The following is a 13,027-nucleotide window of genomic DNA, read 5'->3' on the forward strand; positions in this document are numbered from 1 at the left end:
CGCTGCTCAGACGGCTGCGGTCAGCCCGCGCGACGAGAGGGCGGCCTGGATCCGGTCGCCGACCTCGTCGATACCACCGAGCCCGTCGACGTCGACCACGAGGCCGCGGTCGCCGTAGGCCGCCACGATCGGCGCGGTCTGCTCGCTGTACACCTGCTGCCGACGACGGATGGTCTCCTCGTTGTCGTCGCTGCGGCCCTGGTCGGCGGCGCGCTTGAGCAGGCGGCCGACGAGGGCGTCCTGGTCGGCGACGAGCTGCACGACCGCGTCGATCCCGGTGCCCTGCTCGGCGAGCAGCGCGTCGAGGTACTCGACCTGTCCGACCGTGCGGGGGTAGCCGTCGAGCAGGAAGCCGTGCTCGGCGTCCGACTCGGCCAGACGCGACTTGACGAGCTCGTTCGTGAGCGAGTCGGGGACGTACTCGCCCGCGTCCATGAGCGCCTTCGCCTGCACGCCGAGGGGCGTGCCGTCGGCGACGTTCTTGCGGAAGATGTCGCCGGTCGAGATCGCGGGGATCCCGAGCGAGTCGGCGATGCGGCCGGCCTGCGTGCCCTTCCCGGCTCCGGGAGGTCCGACGATGATGAGACGTGCGCTCAACGGAGAAGCCCTTCGTAGTGACGCTGCTGCAGCTGCGAGTCGATCTGCTTCACGGTCTCGAGGCCGACACCCACGATGATCAGGATGCTGGCACCGCCGAACGGGAAGTTCTGGTTCGCGCCGAACAGCGCCAGTGCTGCCAGCGGGACGAGCGCGATGAGACCGAGGTAGAGCGAGCCGGGCAGCGTCACCCGGGTGAGGACGTAGTCGAGGTACTCGGCGGTGGGACGGCCGGCACGGATGCCGGGGATGAACCCGCCGTACTTCTTCATGTTGTCGGCGACCTCTTCGGGGTTGAAGGTGATCGCCACGTAGAAGTACGTGAACCCGACGATGAGCAGGAAGTACAGGACCATGTAGAACCAGTTGTCACCCGAGGTCAGGTTGCTCTGGATCCAGGTCACCCACGCGGGCGGCTCCGAGCCGTCCGAGGGCTGGTTGAACTGCGCGACCAGGGCCGGCAGGTACAGCAGCGACGAGGCGAAGATGACGGGCACGACGCCGGCCATGTTCACCTTGATCGGGATGTAGGTGTTGTTGCCGCCGTACGTCCGCCGCCCGACCATGCGCTTGGCGTACTGCACGGGGATGCGCCGCTGCGATTGCTCGACGAAGACGACGGCCATCATGATGGCCAGCCCGACCAGGATGACGAGCAGGAAGAGCTCGAAGGACTGCGACTGCTCGATCGCCCAGAGCGCCGAGGGGAACTGCGCTGCGATGGACGTGAAGATGAGGAGCGACATGCCGTTGCCGATGCCGCGCTCGGTCACGAGCTCGCCCATCCACATGATGAGGCCGGTGCCGGCGGTCAGCGTGACGACCATCAGCATGATGGCGTACCAGCTGTCGTTCGAGATGATCGCGGAGCAGGACGACGAGGCGTTCGTGCCGAAGAGGGCGCCGGAGCGGGCGACCGTGATCAGGGTGGTGGACTGCAGCACGCCGAGCGCGATGGTGAGGTAGCGCGTGTACTGCGTCAGCTTCGCCTGGCCGGACTGGCCCTCCTTGTAGAGGGCGTCGAAGTGCGGGATGACCACGCGCAGCAGCTGCACGATGATCGACGACGTGATGTACGGCATGATCCCGAGCGCGAAGACCGAGAGCTTCAGCAGCGCGCCGCCGGAGAACAGGTTGATCAGGTCGTAGAGCCCGCCGGACGACGAGGCGCTGGCGAGACAGCTCTGCACCGCGGAGTAGTCGACGAACGGTGCGGGGATGTACGACCCGAGCCGGAACAGCGCGATGATCGCGAGGGTGAAGCCGATCTTCTTGCGAAGATCGGGGGTGCGCATGATGCGCGCGACCGCTCTGAACACGAGGACTCCGAACTTCTGGGACCGAAGGCCGTCGATCGCGGCCGTACCGGTGTCGGTCGGCAGCGCCGACCCGGCAGACGGATGCCTGCCACTGTCAAGGAAACCGTAACGGCGGCCCGTGCGCAAACGCACGGGCCGCCGACGGGGGTTACTGGGAGACGGTGCCGCCAGCAGCCACGATCTTCTCGGCGGCGGACGCCGAGACCTTGTCGACCGTGACCGTGATCTTCACGGAGATGTCACCCTGACCGAGAACCTTGACCTTCTCGTTCTTGCGGACGGCGCCCTTGGCGACCAGGCCCGCAACGGTGACGTCGCCACCGTCGGGGTAGAGCTCCGAGATCTTGTCCAGGTTCACGACCTGGTACTCGACCCGGAACGGGTTCTTGAACCCGCGGAGCTTCGGGGTGCGCATGTGCAGCGGCATCTGCCCACCCTCGAAGCCGACCCGGACCTGGTAACGGGCCTTCGTGCCCTTGGTACCACGTCCAGCGGTCTTGCCCTTCGAGCCCTCACCGCGACCCACACGGGTGCGGTCCTTCTTGGCGCCCTCGGCGGGGCGGAGGTGGTGCAGCTTCAGCACCTGCACGCGCTCGTTCTTCTCGTCGCTCATGCGTCGACCTCCTCGACCTTCACGAGGTGCGCGACCGTCGCGATGTACCCGCGGTTCTGGGCGTTGTCCTCACGTTCGACCGTACGGCCGATGCGCTTGAGGCCCAGGCTGCGCAGGGTGTCGCGCTGGTACTGCTTCTCGCTGATAACGGACTTGATCTGCGTGATCTTCAGGGTCGCCATCACGCACCTGCCTTCTCGGTCGCGGCACGCAGGGCAGCGGCCTCGGCCTGGAGCAGACGAGCCGGGACGACCCGGTCGACGTCGAGGCCACGACGGCTCGCGACCGCGCGGGGCTCCTCGAGCTGCTGCAGCGCCTCGACGGTCGCGTGCACGATGTTGATCGTGTTCGACGAGCCGAGCGACTTGCTCAGGACGTCGTGGATGCCGGCGCACTCGAGCACGGCGCGGACCGGACCACCGGCGATGACACCGGTACCGGCAGCGGCCGGACGCAGGAGCACGACACCGGCAGCGGCCTCGCCCTGCACCGGGTGCGGGATCGTGTTGCCGACGCGCGGGACGCGGAAGAAGTTCTTCTTCGCCTCTTCGACGCCCTTGGAGATCGCCGTGGGGACCTCCTTGGCCTTGCCGTAGCCGACGCCCACGAGGCCGTTGCCGTCGCCGACGACGACGAGCGCCGTGAAGCTGAAGCGACGACCACCCTTGACGACCTTCGACACGCGGTTGATGGTCACCACGCGCTCGAGGAACTGGCTGTCGCCACCGCGGTTGTTGCGGTCGCGGCCCTGCTGACGGTCACGCCCGCCACCACGACGGCCGCGCTGGTCGGCGGAGTCGCGGTTGTTGGACGCGGAGCCCGCGGCGGTCTCGACCGGACGCTCGGCAACGGCCGGGGCCTCTGCCTCCTTGCCGGTCGTGGCCTTGGCCGTCGTGTCGGCAGCCGCGTCAGCGGTGGCCTCGACGTTGGCGTCTTCGTTCGTGTTCGCGATGTCGCTCACAGGTTCAGCCCTCCTTCACGGGCACCGTCGGCGATCGCGGCGACGCGACCGGCGTACTTGCTGCCGCCGCGGTCGAAGACCACGGCCTCGACGCCAGCGGTCTTCGCGCGCTCGGCGAGGAGCTCACCGACGCGACGAGCCTTGGCGGTCTTGTCTCCGTCGAACGAGCGGAGGTCTGCCTCCATCGTCGACGCGCTGGCCAGGGTGTGGCCCTTCGAGTCGTCGATGACCTGCACGAACACGTGACGCGACGAGCGGGTGACGGCGAGACGCGGACGAGCCTCGGTGCCGGTGATCTTCTTGCGGAGACGGTTGTGGCGACGAGCCTTGGCGGCCGCCTTGCTCTTGCCGCGGGTCTTGAGGAGTCCCATGATCACTTACCTGACTTTCCGGCCTTGCGGCGCACGTTCTCGCCGGCGTAACGGACACCCTTGCCCTTGTAGGGCTCGGGCTTCCGGAGCTTCCGGATGTTCGCGGCGACCTCACCGACGGCCTGCTTGTCGATGCCGGCGACGGTGACCTTGTTGTTGCCCTCCACCGCGAAGCTGATGCCCGCCGGCGGCTCGACCGTGATCGAGTGGGAGTACCCGAGCGCGAACTCGAGGTTCGAGCCCTTCGCCTGCACGCGGTAACCGGTGCCGACGACCTCGAGGCCCTTGGTGTAGCCCTGGGTCACGCCGATGATGTTGTTGGCGATGAGGGTCCGGGTCAGTCCGTGGAGCGAACGCGACTCGCGCTCGTCGTCCGGACGGGTGACGAGGACCTGGTTCTCCTCGACCTTGGCCTGGATGGGCTCCGCGACGACGAGCGCGAGCTCGCCCTTCGGGCCCTTGACCGCCACGTTCTGACCGTCAACGGAGACGGTGACGCCGGCGGGGATGTCGATGGGAAGACGTCCGATTCGTGACATTCTCGATCACCACACGTAGGCGAGGACTTCCCCACCCACGCCCTTCTGCTCGGCTTCGCGGTCGGTCAGGAGGCCCGACGAGGTCGAGAGGATCGCCACGCCGAGGCCACCGAGGACCTGGGGGATCTCCGTCGACTTCGCGTAGACCCGGAGGCCCGGCTTCGAGACGCGCTTGATGCCGGCGATCGAACGCTCGCGCTCGGGGCCGTACTTGAGGTCGATGGTGAGGGTCTGCCCGACGCGGGCGTCCTCCACCTTCCACTCGCTGATGTAACCCTCGCGCTTGAGGATGTCGGCGATGTTCTTCTTGAGCTTCGAGCTCGGGAGTGCGACTGCGTCGTGGTGCGCGGAGTTCGCGTTCCGCAATCTGGTCAGCATGTCTGCGACCGGATCGGTCATCGTCATGGTGTTCGTCCATTTCTCGCCTGGTTTCGACACCCGTTCCACGAATGCCGACCTGAGCGATCGAGTGACCCCGGGGCGGTTCCCCGAGGTCGGTGTGTTCGTGCGTGCGGGCCGGAGGACGTTGATCCCCCGGCCCGCACCGCTCGAAGTAGCTTAGACCGTCTGCTCGTTGGAGCGGAACGGGAAGCCCAGCTGGCGGAGCAGCGCGCGTCCCTCGTCGTCCGTCTTCGCGGTGGTCACGACGGTGATGTCGAAGCCGCGGACACGGTCGATGCGGTCCTGGTCGATCTCGTGGAACACGGACTGCTCCGTGAGACCGAACGTGTAGTTGCCGTTCCCGTCGAACTGCTTGTCGCTGAGACCGCGGAAGTCGCGGATGCGGGGCAGGGCGAGCGAGATGAGGCGGTCGAGGAACTCCCACGCGCGGTCGCCACGGAGGGTGACGTGCGCGCCGATGGCCTGACCCTCGCGCAGCTTGAACTGCGCGATGGACTTGCGGGCGATGTTGACCTGGGGCTTCTGACCCGTGATCGCCGTGAGGTCCTTGATGGCCCCCTCGATGATCTTCGAGTCGCGAGCCGCCTCGCCGACACCGGTGTTCACGACGACCTTGACCAGGCCGGGGACCTGGTTGACGTTCGCGTAGCCGAACTGCTCGGTGAGGGCGGACTTGATCTCGTCCTTGTACTTCTGCTTGAGGCGCGGCTGAACTTTCTCAGTCGTCGCGGCAGTCGTGTCAGTCATCAGAGCTTCTCACCAGACTTCTTGGCGTAGCGGACCCGGACGGTCTTCTTGACGCCGTCCTTCTCCACCTCTTCGGTACGGAAGCCGACGCGGGTCGGCTTCTTCGTCTTCGGGTCGACGATCGCGACGTTCGACACGTGGATCGAGGCCTCGTGCTGCTCGATGCCACCGGTCTTCGAGCCGCGCTGCGTCTGTCCGACGCGGACGTGCTTCGTGACGAAGTTCACGCCCTCGACGACGACGCGGTTCTTGTCCTTGAGGACCTCGATGACCTTGCCCTGCTTGCCACGGTCGCCGCCACGCTCCTGCGTCGCGCCCGTGATGACCTGGACGAGGTCACCCTTCTTGATGTTCGCCATGGCTTACAGCACCTCCGGCGCGAGCGAGATGATCTTCATGAACTTCTTGTCACGGAGCTCGCGACCGACCGGACCGAAGATGCGCGTACCGCGCGGGTCGCCGTCGGCCTTGAGGATCACTGCCGCGTTCTCGTCGAACTTGATGTAGGAGCCGTCCTGACGACGGGTCTCCTTCTTGGTGCGAACGATGACCGCCTTGACGACGTCACCCTTCTTCACGTTGCCGCCGGGGATGGCGTCCTTCACCGTGGCGACGATGATGTCACCGAGGCCGGCGTAGCGACGACCCGAGCCACCGAGCACGCGGATGGTCAAGATCTCCTTGGCACCCGTGTTGTCGGCGACCTTCAGGCGGGATTCCTGCTGAATCACTGCTGTCTCCTATTCCGAAGCAGGCCGGGGCCTACTTGGCCTTCTCGAGGATCTCGACCAGGCGCCAGCGCTTGGAGGCGCTGAGGGGACGGGTCTCGCTGATCACGACGAGGTCGCCGACACCAGCGGTGCCGAGCTCGTCGTGGGCCTTCACCTTGGACGTGCGGCGGATGATCTTGCCGTAGAGCGCGTGCTTCACGCGGTCCTCGACCTCGACCACGATGGTCTTGTCCATCTTGTCGCTCGTCACGTAGCCACGACGCGTCTTGCGGTAGCCGCGGACGACGGCGGCGGAGTTCTTCTCTTCGTTCGCCATCAGTTCTCCTCGGCGGTCTCGGCCTCGGTCGACTCAGCCGACTTGTCGGCCTTCTTCGTCGTCTTCTTGGCCTTGGTGGCGGTCTCGACGGGCGCAGGAGTGGCACGGATGCCGAGCTCGCGCTCGCGCAGGACGGTGTAGATGCGGGCGATGTCGCGCTTGACGGCACGGAGACGACCGTGGCTCTCCAGCTGGCCGGTGGCCGACTGGAAGCGGAGGTTGAAGAGTTCCTCCTTGGCCTTCTTCAGCTCGTCAGCGAGACGCTCGTTCTCGAACGTGTCGAGCTCCGTCGGACGGAGCTCCTTGGAACCGATCGCCATTATGCGTCGCCCTCCTCGCGCTTGATGATGCGTGCCTTGAGGGGCAGCTTGTGGATTGCGCGGGTCAACGCCTCGCGGGCGATGTCCTCGCTGACGCCGGAGAGCTCGAAGAGCACCCGGCCGGGCTTGACGTTGGCGACCCACCACTCGGGCGAACCCTTACCGGAACCCATTCGGGTCTCGGCCGGCTTCTTGGTGAGCGGGCGGTCCGGGTAGATGTTGATCCAGACCTTGCCGCCACGCTTGATGTGACGCGTCATGGCGATACGAGCGGACTCGATCTGCCGGTTGGTCACGTACGCCGGGGTGAGCGCCTGGATACCGTAGTCGCCGAAGCTGACCTTGGTGCCACCGGTCGCCTGACCCGAACGCTTCGGGTGGTGCTGCTTGCGGTGCTTGACTCGACGGGGAATAAGCATGGTTACGCCTCAACTCCTGCGCCGGCCGGCGCGTCCTGCGGGGCCTGCTGCTGACGGCCGCCGCGGTCGCCGCCACGGCGGTCGCCGCGCTCGCCACGGGGGCCGCCACGACGCTCGGGGCGCGACGAACGCTGGTTCGCCTGCTCGCGAGCGAGCTCCTTGTTCGTGATGTCGCCCTTGTAGATCCAGACCTTCACGCCGATGCGACCGAACGTCGTCCGGGCCTCGTAGAAGCCGTAGTCGATGTTGGCGCGGAGCGTGTGCAGGGGCACGCGGCCCTCGCGGTAGAACTCCGAGCGCGACATCTCGGCGCCGCCGAGACGACCGGACACCTGGATGCGGACACCCTTGGCGCCGGCGCGCTGTGCCCCCTGCAGGCCCTTGCGCATGGCGCGACGGAACGCGACACGAGCGGAGAGCTGCTCGGCGATGCCCTGCGCGACGAGCTGGGCCTCGGTCTCGGGGTTCTTGACCTCGAGGATGTTCAGCTGGATCTGCTTCTTGGTGAGCTTCTCGAGCTCGCCACGGACGCGCTCCGCCTCGGCGCCGCGGCGGCCGATGACGATGCCCGGACGTGCCGTGTGGATGTCCACGCGGACACGGTCACGGGTGCGCTCGAGCTCGATGCGGGCGACGCCGGCGCGGTCGAGGGTCTTCTTCAGGTACTCGCGCACCTTGATGTCCTCGGCCACGTAGTCGGCGTAACGCTGACCCGGCTTCGTGCTGTCGGTGAACCAGTGCGAGACGTGGTCCGTCGTGATCCCGAGACGGAAGCCGTACGGGTTGACCTTCTGGCCCATTACTTGCTCGCCTTCTTGCTCGTCGCGGCAACCTCGGCCTCGTCCGGCGTCGCGAGGACGACCGTGATGTGGCTGGTGCGCTTGTTGATGCGGAAGGCGCGGCCCTGGGCGCGCGGCTGGAACCGCTTCAGGGTCGTGCCCTCGTCGACGAAGACGCGGCTCACGTAGAGGTCGCGCTCGTCGAGGAAGCTGTTCGTCGAGTCAGCCTTGACCCGTGCGTTAGCGATCGCCGAGGCGACCAGCTTGTACACGGGCTCCGAAGCGCCCTGGGGGGCGAACTTCAGGATGGCGAGCGCCTCGTGGGCCTGCTTGCCGCGGATCAGCTCGATGACGCGACGGGCCTTCTGAGGCGTGACGCGGATGTGTCGCACGCGTGCGATCGACTCCACCATTTCGTTCCTCCTCTGCGTCCCCGCGTTAGCGGCGACGGCCCTTCTTGTCGTCCTTCACGTGACCACGGAAGGTGCGGGTCGGCGCGAACTCGCCGAGCTTGTGACCGACCATCGACTCGGTGACGAACACCGGGATGTGCTTGCGGCCGTCGTGCACGGCGATCGTGTGCCCGAGCATGTTCGGGACGATCATCGAGCGACGCGACCAGGTACGGATCACGTTCTTGGTGTTGGCCTCGTTCTGCGTGACGACCTTGCGAAGCAGGTGCTCGTCGACGAAGGGGCCCTTCTTCAGACTGCGTGGCATCTTCGGAACTCCTACTTGCGCTTCTTGCCGGCGTTACGGCGACGGACGATGAGCTTGTCGCTCGGCTTGTTCGGCTTGCGCGTACGACCCTCGGCCTGACCCCACGGGCTGACGGGGTGACGACCACCGGAGGTCTTGCCCTCACCACCACCGTGCGGGTGGTCGATCGGGTTCATCGCGACACCACGCACGGTCGGGCGGACGCCCTTCCAGCGCATGCGGCCGGCCTTGCCCCAGTTGATGTTCGACTGCTCGGCGTTGCCGACCTCGCCGATCGTGGCGCGGCAGCGGGCGTCGACGTTGCGGACCTCGCCCGACGGCAGACGGAGCTGCGCGTAGGGGCCGTCCTTGGCGACGAGACGCACCGAGGCGCCGGCCGAGCGGGCCATCTTCGCGCCGCCACCGGGGCGGAGCTCGATGGCGTGCACGACGGTACCCACGGGGATGTTGCGCAGCGGCAGGTTGTTGCCGGGCTTGATGTCGGCGCCGGGGCCCTGCTCGATGACGTCGCCCTGCTTGAGCTTGTTCGGCGCGATGATGTAGCGCTTCGTGCCGTCCACGTAGTGCAGGAGCGCGATGCGCGCGGTGCGGTTCGGGTCGTACTCGATGTGCGCGACCTTGGCGTCGACGCCGTCCTTGTCAGAGCGACGGAAGTCGATCACGCGGTACTGGCGCTTGTGGCCACCACCGATGTGACGCGTGGTGATGCGGCCGGAGCTGTTGCGACCACCGGTCTTCGGCAGCGGACGAAGCAGGGACTTCTCCGGAGTCGAACGGGTGATCTCGGCGAAGTCGGCGACCGACGAGCCGCGACGACCGGGGGTCGTCGGCTTGTAGTTACGAATAGCCATGATTTATCCCTCTGGTCCTCAGCCGACAGCCGTGAAGATGTCGATCGAACCGGACTTGAGCGTCACGATGGCGCGCTTGGTGTCCTTGCGCTTGCCGAGACCGAACTTGGTGCGACGGGTCTTGCCCGGGCGGTTCAGCGTGTTGATGCTCGCGACCTTGACGTCGAAGATCTTCTCGATGGCGAGCTTGATCTCGGTCTTGTTCGAGCGGGGGTCCACGATGAACGTGTACTTGCCCTGGTCGATGAGCCCGTAGCTCTTCTCCGAGACGACCGGCGAGATGATGACGTCGCGCGGGTCCTTGTTGAAGCCGCTCATGCGGTGATCTCCTTCGCGGTCTTCGACGCGATGAAGGCGTCGAGGGCGCTCTTGCTGAAGACGAGCGCGTCGGCCTTCAGCACGTCGTAGGCGTTGAGCTGGCCGTGCGTGAGCGCGTGGACGTTCGGCAGGTTGCGGATCGACTTGAGCGTGAGCTCGTCGTCCGACTCGAGCACGACGAGCACGTGCTTGACGGGCGCGACCTTCTCGAGCAGCGTGCGGGCGGTCTTGGTCGACGGCACCTCGGCCGCGACGAAGCCCTCCACAGCGGAGATGCGGCCACCGCGGGCGCGGTCCGAGAGCGAGCCGAGCAGAGCCGCGGCGATCATCTTCTTCGGGGTGCGCTGCGAGTAGTCGCGCGGGGTCGGTCCGTGGACGACGCCACCGCCGGTGTGCTCCGGAGCGCGGACCGAACCCTGACGGGAGCGGCCGGTGCCCTTCTGCTTGAACGGCTTGCGACCGGCACCGCGGACTTCGCCACGGTTCTTGGTCTTGTGGGTGCCCTGACGCGCGGCTGCGAGCTGCGCGGTGACGACCTGGTGGATCAGCGGGACGTTGGTCTCGACGTCGAAGAGCGCTGCGGGCAGCTCGATGCTGCCGGCGACGGCGCCAGTCGCGTCGAGGACGTCGATCGTGGTTGCGGTCTCGGTGGCCATGATCACTTACCCTTCACGGCGGTGCGGACGAAGACGGAACGGCCACGAGCGCCGGGGACGGCGCCCTTGACGAGCAGCAGACCCTTCTCGGCGTCGACGGCGTGCACCGTGAGGTTGAGGACGGTCACGCGGTCGCCACCCATGCGGCCCGCCATGCGCATGCCCTTGAAGACACGCGACGGGGTCGAGGAGGCACCGATCGAACCGGGCTTGCGGTGGTTGCGGTGCGCACCGTGCGAGGCGCCGACGCCGTGGAAGCCGTGGCGCTTCATGACACCGGCGAAGCCCTTGCCCTTGGAGGTACCGACGACGTCGACCTTCTGGCCCGCCGTGAACGTGCCGTCCACGGTGAGCTCCTGGCCGAGCGTGTACTCAGCGGAGTCGTTGGTACGGATCTCGGTGAGGGTGCGACGCGGGGTCACGCCAGCGGCCTCGAAGTGGCCGGCGGCCGGCTTGTTGACCTTGCGCGGGTCGATGGCACCGGCGGCGATCTGGATCGCCTCGTAGCCGTCGCGCTCAGCGTTGCGGATCTGGGTGACCACGTTCGGGCCGACCTCGATCACGGTGACGGGGATGAACTTGTTGTTCTCGTCCCACACCTGGGTCATCCCGAGCTTCTTGCCGAGGAGGCCCTTGACGGTCTTGGTTGAGTTCGCCATTGGTCAGCCCCCTTACAGCTTGATCTCGATGTTGACGTCAGCCGGCAGGTCGAGTCGCATGAGCGAGTCCACGGCCTTCGGCGTCGGGTCGACGATGTCGATGACCCGCTTGTGCGTGCGCTTCTCGAAGTGCTCGCGCGAGTCCTTGTACTTGTGAGGGGAACGGATCACTGCGATCACGTTCTTCTCGGTGGGGAGCGGCACCGGGCCGACCACGGTCGCACCGGCACGGGTCACCGTGTCGACGATCTTCCGGGCCGACGTGTCGATGACCTCGTGGTCGTACGACTTGAGCCGGATGCGGATCTTCTGTCCCGCCATGTGTCTCTTGTCCTCTCTGCGCCGCGCACCCTCTGGCCGCCTGACGCCGCTCGGCTCTGCATTCCTGCAGACCGTGCTGTTTTCCTGAACCAACCGGCCGCATCCGCTGGGGATGACCGCTGTTCACCTGTCAACCGCGCGGGCGACCATGGCCGTCCAGCGTGGGCAATCGACTTCCTCGCACTCCGGGCGCAGCAGTGCTGCGTCCGTCATGACCTCGGGGAGTCGTGTTCTGCTGCCTGCGGCCCAACCCAGCCCTGCTGGACAGGGGGGTTGTGCACTGCCAGAGCAGTGATCCTGCGGACTCGCACCCGCGGGGAATTCGGAACCGGACAAGTCTCGCATGTCCTCGGCCGACGTGCAACCCGGGCGTGTCGCGACATGCCGGGCGCGTCCGTGCCGGCTCGCTTCCCCGGATCCGCGCGGATCGGCCGGCCTGGAGGCACGGGTCACCGCCGTCACGCAGAGCGCCCTCCGGAGATGGTCCGGAGGGCGCTCGTGGGGACGTCTACTCGGCCGTCACCGGGGGCACGAACCACGGCGGGAAGACCGCCACCCGCGGCGCGTGGCCGCCGTGGTCGGCGAGCACCGCGCGCACCGTCTGGCGGGCCTTGTCGTTCGGCACACCGATGACGGCGACCGACGAGAACGGCACGCTCGGGCCGGCCAACAGCTCGAGGTCGTGCATCTCCGGGTCGGTGAAGTCCGTGCGGCGGATGAGGTTCGTCGCAGCGTCGGGGCCGACGGCGAACCGGACGTCCTCGGCGTCGGCGTCCTGGTCGGCGACGATGACCGACGCACCGAAGGTCGACACCGGGACCACGAGCACGATGTAGTCGACGGCGCGGGTGCGCCGCGCCGCGTCCGACCAGCGCTCGCCCTCGGCGCCGGAGCGCAGCTCGTCCCACCGCGTCGCGTCGGGCGAGAGCAGGAACGGCACGTGGCCGGCGACGGGCGAGCCGTCGGGGGCGTGCGCGTCGACGCGGGCGGTGCGGGTCTCCGGGGAGCTCACGTCGACGACGGGCTCGGCCTGCTCGGCGGCCAGGATGGCGCCCGCGCCGACGATGCCGTCGAGGTTGTCGATGTGCGTCACGTGGTGTGCCCGCAGCGCGGAGAAGACCCGGGCCTCCGGGAGCTCCGGCGTGGGCGACCGCAGCGACGTGCCCGGGCCGGAGGCCGGCGGGTCGGCGCGGAGGTTCGTGGTGATGCGGGTCCGCCGCTGGGTCGGTGCTGCTGGGGTGTCGGACACCTCGCGCTGGCGGGGCGCGCAGATGTCGCAGAGCTCGATGGGGAAACCGTGGATGCACTCGGTCACGACTGTTGGGGGTCCTTCCGTGCCGTGTGGGGGTGGTCCGGCACGTCGACCAACGCTACGTCATCCGGACCGC

The 13,027-nt window shown here is 67.5% G+C and carries 23 protein-coding genes; all 23 read right to left on the bottom strand.

The annotated features are described in order from the left end of the window. Positions 1-6: 6 nt before the first annotated feature. Complete coding sequence (locus BIU97_RS08905) at positions 7-597, bottom strand: adenylate kinase (RefSeq protein ID WP_071259842.1); 591 nt, start codon at positions 595-597, stop codon at positions 7-9. Continuing rightward, a complete protein-coding gene (secY, locus tag BIU97_RS08910) occupies positions 594-1,916 on the bottom strand; it encodes a preprotein translocase subunit SecY (RefSeq protein WP_071259837.1) in 1,323 nt (440 codons plus the stop codon). The genes BIU97_RS08905 and secY overlap by 4 nt, the downstream gene beginning before the upstream one ends. Before the next feature lie 148 nt (positions 1,917-2,064). Next, positions 2,065-2,529, bottom strand: coding sequence for a 50S ribosomal protein L15 (rplO, locus tag BIU97_RS08915; protein ID WP_071259834.1), 465 nt, complete (start codon positions 2,527-2,529; stop codon positions 2,065-2,067). Then, positions 2,526-2,711, bottom strand: coding sequence for a 50S ribosomal protein L30 (gene rpmD, locus BIU97_RS08920; protein ID WP_173168934.1), 186 nt, complete (start codon positions 2,709-2,711; stop codon positions 2,526-2,528). The genes rplO and rpmD overlap by 4 nt, the downstream gene beginning before the upstream one ends. Then, positions 2,711-3,490: a 30S ribosomal protein S5 gene (rpsE, locus tag BIU97_RS08925; protein ID WP_071259828.1), complete on the bottom strand. Its 780-nt coding sequence runs from the start codon at positions 3,488-3,490 to the stop codon at positions 2,711-2,713. Before rpsE ends, rpmD begins: the two co-directional genes overlap by 1 nt. Then, positions 3,487-3,861: a 50S ribosomal protein L18 gene (gene rplR, locus BIU97_RS08930; protein WP_071259808.1), complete on the bottom strand. Its 375-nt coding sequence runs from the start codon at positions 3,859-3,861 to the stop codon at positions 3,487-3,489. The genes rpsE and rplR overlap by 4 nt, the downstream gene beginning before the upstream one ends. A gap of 2 nt (positions 3,862-3,863) precedes the next feature. Continuing rightward, positions 3,864-4,400 (bottom strand): 50S ribosomal protein L6, encoded by a 537-nt coding sequence (gene rplF / locus BIU97_RS08935; protein WP_071259805.1) that lies wholly within the window; start codon positions 4,398-4,400, stop codon positions 3,864-3,866. A 6-nt stretch (positions 4,401-4,406) separates the two neighbouring features. Beyond that, positions 4,407-4,805: a 30S ribosomal protein S8 gene (gene rpsH, locus BIU97_RS08940; protein ID WP_017885519.1), complete on the bottom strand. Its 399-nt coding sequence runs from the start codon at positions 4,803-4,805 to the stop codon at positions 4,407-4,409. A gap of 153 nt (positions 4,806-4,958) precedes the next feature. Then, positions 4,959-5,549: a 50S ribosomal protein L5 gene (gene rplE, locus BIU97_RS08945; protein ID WP_071259802.1), complete on the bottom strand. Its 591-nt coding sequence runs from the start codon at positions 5,547-5,549 to the stop codon at positions 4,959-4,961. Further along, positions 5,549-5,908 carry a 50S ribosomal protein L24 gene (gene rplX, locus BIU97_RS08950; RefSeq protein WP_056121433.1) on the bottom strand — a complete coding sequence of 120 codons (360 nt, stop codon included), beginning with the start codon at positions 5,906-5,908 and terminating at the stop codon, positions 5,549-5,551. The genes rplE and rplX overlap by 1 nt, the downstream gene beginning before the upstream one ends. 3 nt (positions 5,909-5,911) lie before the next feature. Next, positions 5,912-6,280 carry a 50S ribosomal protein L14 gene (rplN, locus tag BIU97_RS08955; RefSeq protein ID WP_071259799.1) on the bottom strand — a complete coding sequence of 123 codons (369 nt, stop codon included), beginning with the start codon at positions 6,278-6,280 and terminating at the stop codon, positions 5,912-5,914. Between the two features lie 31 nt (positions 6,281-6,311). Then, entirely contained in the window at positions 6,312-6,596 is a 285-nt protein-coding gene (rpsQ, locus tag BIU97_RS08960; RefSeq protein ID WP_071259791.1) for a 30S ribosomal protein S17, read from the bottom strand. Then, entirely contained in the window at positions 6,596-6,916 is a 321-nt protein-coding gene (gene rpmC, locus BIU97_RS18460) for a 50S ribosomal protein L29 (RefSeq protein WP_071259788.1), read from the bottom strand. Before rpmC ends, rpsQ begins: the two co-directional genes overlap by 1 nt. Next, positions 6,916-7,335 carry a 50S ribosomal protein L16 gene (gene rplP / locus BIU97_RS08970; protein WP_065960031.1) on the bottom strand — a complete coding sequence of 140 codons (420 nt, stop codon included), beginning with the start codon at positions 7,333-7,335 and terminating at the stop codon, positions 6,916-6,918. The genes rpmC and rplP overlap by 1 nt, the downstream gene beginning before the upstream one ends. 2 nt (positions 7,336-7,337) lie before the next feature. Beyond that, positions 7,338-8,135 carry a 30S ribosomal protein S3 gene (gene rpsC / locus BIU97_RS08975; RefSeq protein ID WP_022906345.1) on the bottom strand — a complete coding sequence of 266 codons (798 nt, stop codon included), beginning with the start codon at positions 8,133-8,135 and terminating at the stop codon, positions 7,338-7,340. Next, entirely contained in the window at positions 8,135-8,527 is a 393-nt protein-coding gene (gene rplV / locus BIU97_RS08980; protein ID WP_035809257.1) for a 50S ribosomal protein L22, read from the bottom strand. Before rplV ends, rpsC begins: the two co-directional genes overlap by 1 nt. A gap of 25 nt (positions 8,528-8,552) precedes the next feature. Continuing rightward, complete coding sequence (rpsS, locus tag BIU97_RS08985; RefSeq protein ID WP_017885529.1) at positions 8,553-8,834, bottom strand: 30S ribosomal protein S19; 282 nt, start codon at positions 8,832-8,834, stop codon at positions 8,553-8,555. 11 nt (positions 8,835-8,845) lie between these two features. Next, on the bottom strand, positions 8,846-9,685 hold the full coding sequence (gene rplB / locus BIU97_RS08990) for a 50S ribosomal protein L2 (protein WP_071259783.1): 840 nt from the start codon (positions 9,683-9,685) through the stop codon (positions 8,846-8,848). A gap of 18 nt (positions 9,686-9,703) precedes the next feature. Beyond that, on the bottom strand, positions 9,704-10,003 hold the full coding sequence (gene rplW, locus BIU97_RS08995; RefSeq protein WP_071259768.1) for a 50S ribosomal protein L23: 300 nt from the start codon (positions 10,001-10,003) through the stop codon (positions 9,704-9,706). Next, positions 10,000-10,659, bottom strand: coding sequence for a 50S ribosomal protein L4 (rplD, locus tag BIU97_RS09000; protein WP_071259765.1), 660 nt, complete (start codon positions 10,657-10,659; stop codon positions 10,000-10,002). The genes rplW and rplD overlap by 4 nt, the downstream gene beginning before the upstream one ends. A 2-nt stretch (positions 10,660-10,661) precedes the next feature. Next, positions 10,662-11,318 (bottom strand): 50S ribosomal protein L3, encoded by a 657-nt coding sequence (gene rplC / locus BIU97_RS09005; protein WP_027466731.1) that lies wholly within the window; start codon positions 11,316-11,318, stop codon positions 10,662-10,664. A 12-nt stretch (positions 11,319-11,330) separates the two neighbouring features. Further along, positions 11,331-11,639, bottom strand: a complete 309-nt coding sequence (rpsJ, locus tag BIU97_RS09010) for a 30S ribosomal protein S10 (RefSeq protein ID WP_017885534.1) — start codon at positions 11,637-11,639, stop codon at positions 11,331-11,333. Between the two features lie 508 nt (positions 11,640-12,147). Continuing rightward, entirely contained in the window at positions 12,148-12,954 is an 807-nt protein-coding gene (locus BIU97_RS09015) for a DarT ssDNA thymidine ADP-ribosyltransferase family protein (RefSeq protein WP_083420871.1), read from the bottom strand. Positions 12,955-13,027: the final 73 nt, after the last annotated feature.

The sequence above is a fragment of the Curtobacterium sp. MCBA15_009 genome (assembly GCF_001864895.1).
GTDB lineage: Bacteria > Actinomycetota > Actinomycetes > Actinomycetales > Microbacteriaceae > Curtobacterium.

Coding starts and splice junctions, on each gene's coding strand:
- rplV (WP_035809257.1), bottom strand. CDS start 8,527: ATGGTGGAGTCGATCGCACGCGTGCGACACATCCGCGTCACGCCTCAG.
- rplR (WP_071259808.1), bottom strand. CDS start 3,861: ATGGGACTCCTCAAGACCCGCGGCAAGAGCAAGGCGGCCGCCAAGGCT.
- rpsQ (WP_071259791.1), bottom strand. CDS start 6,596: ATGGCGAACGAAGAGAAGAACTCCGCCGCCGTCGTCCGCGGCTACCGC.
- rplC (WP_027466731.1), bottom strand. CDS start 11,318: ATGGCGAACTCAACCAAGACCGTCAAGGGCCTCCTCGGCAAGAAGCTC.
- rpmC (WP_071259788.1), bottom strand. CDS start 6,916: ATGGCGATCGGTTCCAAGGAGCTCCGTCCGACGGAGCTCGACACGTTC.
- rplE (WP_071259802.1), bottom strand. CDS start 5,549: ATGACTGACACGACTGCCGCGACGACTGAGAAAGTTCAGCCGCGCCTC.
- rplF (WP_071259805.1), bottom strand. CDS start 4,400: ATGTCACGAATCGGACGTCTTCCCATCGACATCCCCGCCGGCGTCACC.
- rpsC (WP_022906345.1), bottom strand. CDS start 8,135: ATGGGCCAGAAGGTCAACCCGTACGGCTTCCGTCTCGGGATCACGACG.
- rplW (WP_071259768.1), bottom strand. CDS start 10,003: ATGAGCGGCTTCAACAAGGACCCGCGCGACGTCATCATCTCGCCGGTC.
- rpsS (WP_017885529.1), bottom strand. CDS start 8,834: ATGCCACGCAGTCTGAAGAAGGGCCCCTTCGTCGACGAGCACCTGCTT.
- rpsH (WP_017885519.1), bottom strand. CDS start 4,805: ATGACGATGACCGATCCGGTCGCAGACATGCTGACCAGATTGCGGAAC.
- rplP (WP_065960031.1), bottom strand. CDS start 7,335: ATGCTTATTCCCCGTCGAGTCAAGCACCGCAAGCAGCACCACCCGAAG.
- rplO (WP_071259834.1), bottom strand. CDS start 2,529: ATGAGCGACGAGAAGAACGAGCGCGTGCAGGTGCTGAAGCTGCACCAC.
- rpsJ (WP_017885534.1), bottom strand. CDS start 11,639: ATGGCGGGACAGAAGATCCGCATCCGGCTCAAGTCGTACGACCACGAG.
- rplD (WP_071259765.1), bottom strand. CDS start 10,659: ATGGCCACCGAGACCGCAACCACGATCGACGTCCTCGACGCGACTGGC.
- rplB (WP_071259783.1), bottom strand. CDS start 9,685: ATGGCTATTCGTAACTACAAGCCGACGACCCCCGGTCGTCGCGGCTCG.
- rplX (WP_056121433.1), bottom strand. CDS start 5,908: ATGGCGAACATCAAGAAGGGTGACCTCGTCCAGGTCATCACGGGCGCG.
- rpmD (WP_173168934.1), bottom strand. CDS start 2,711: ATGGCGACCCTGAAGATCACGCAGATCAAGTCCGTTATCAGCGAGAAG.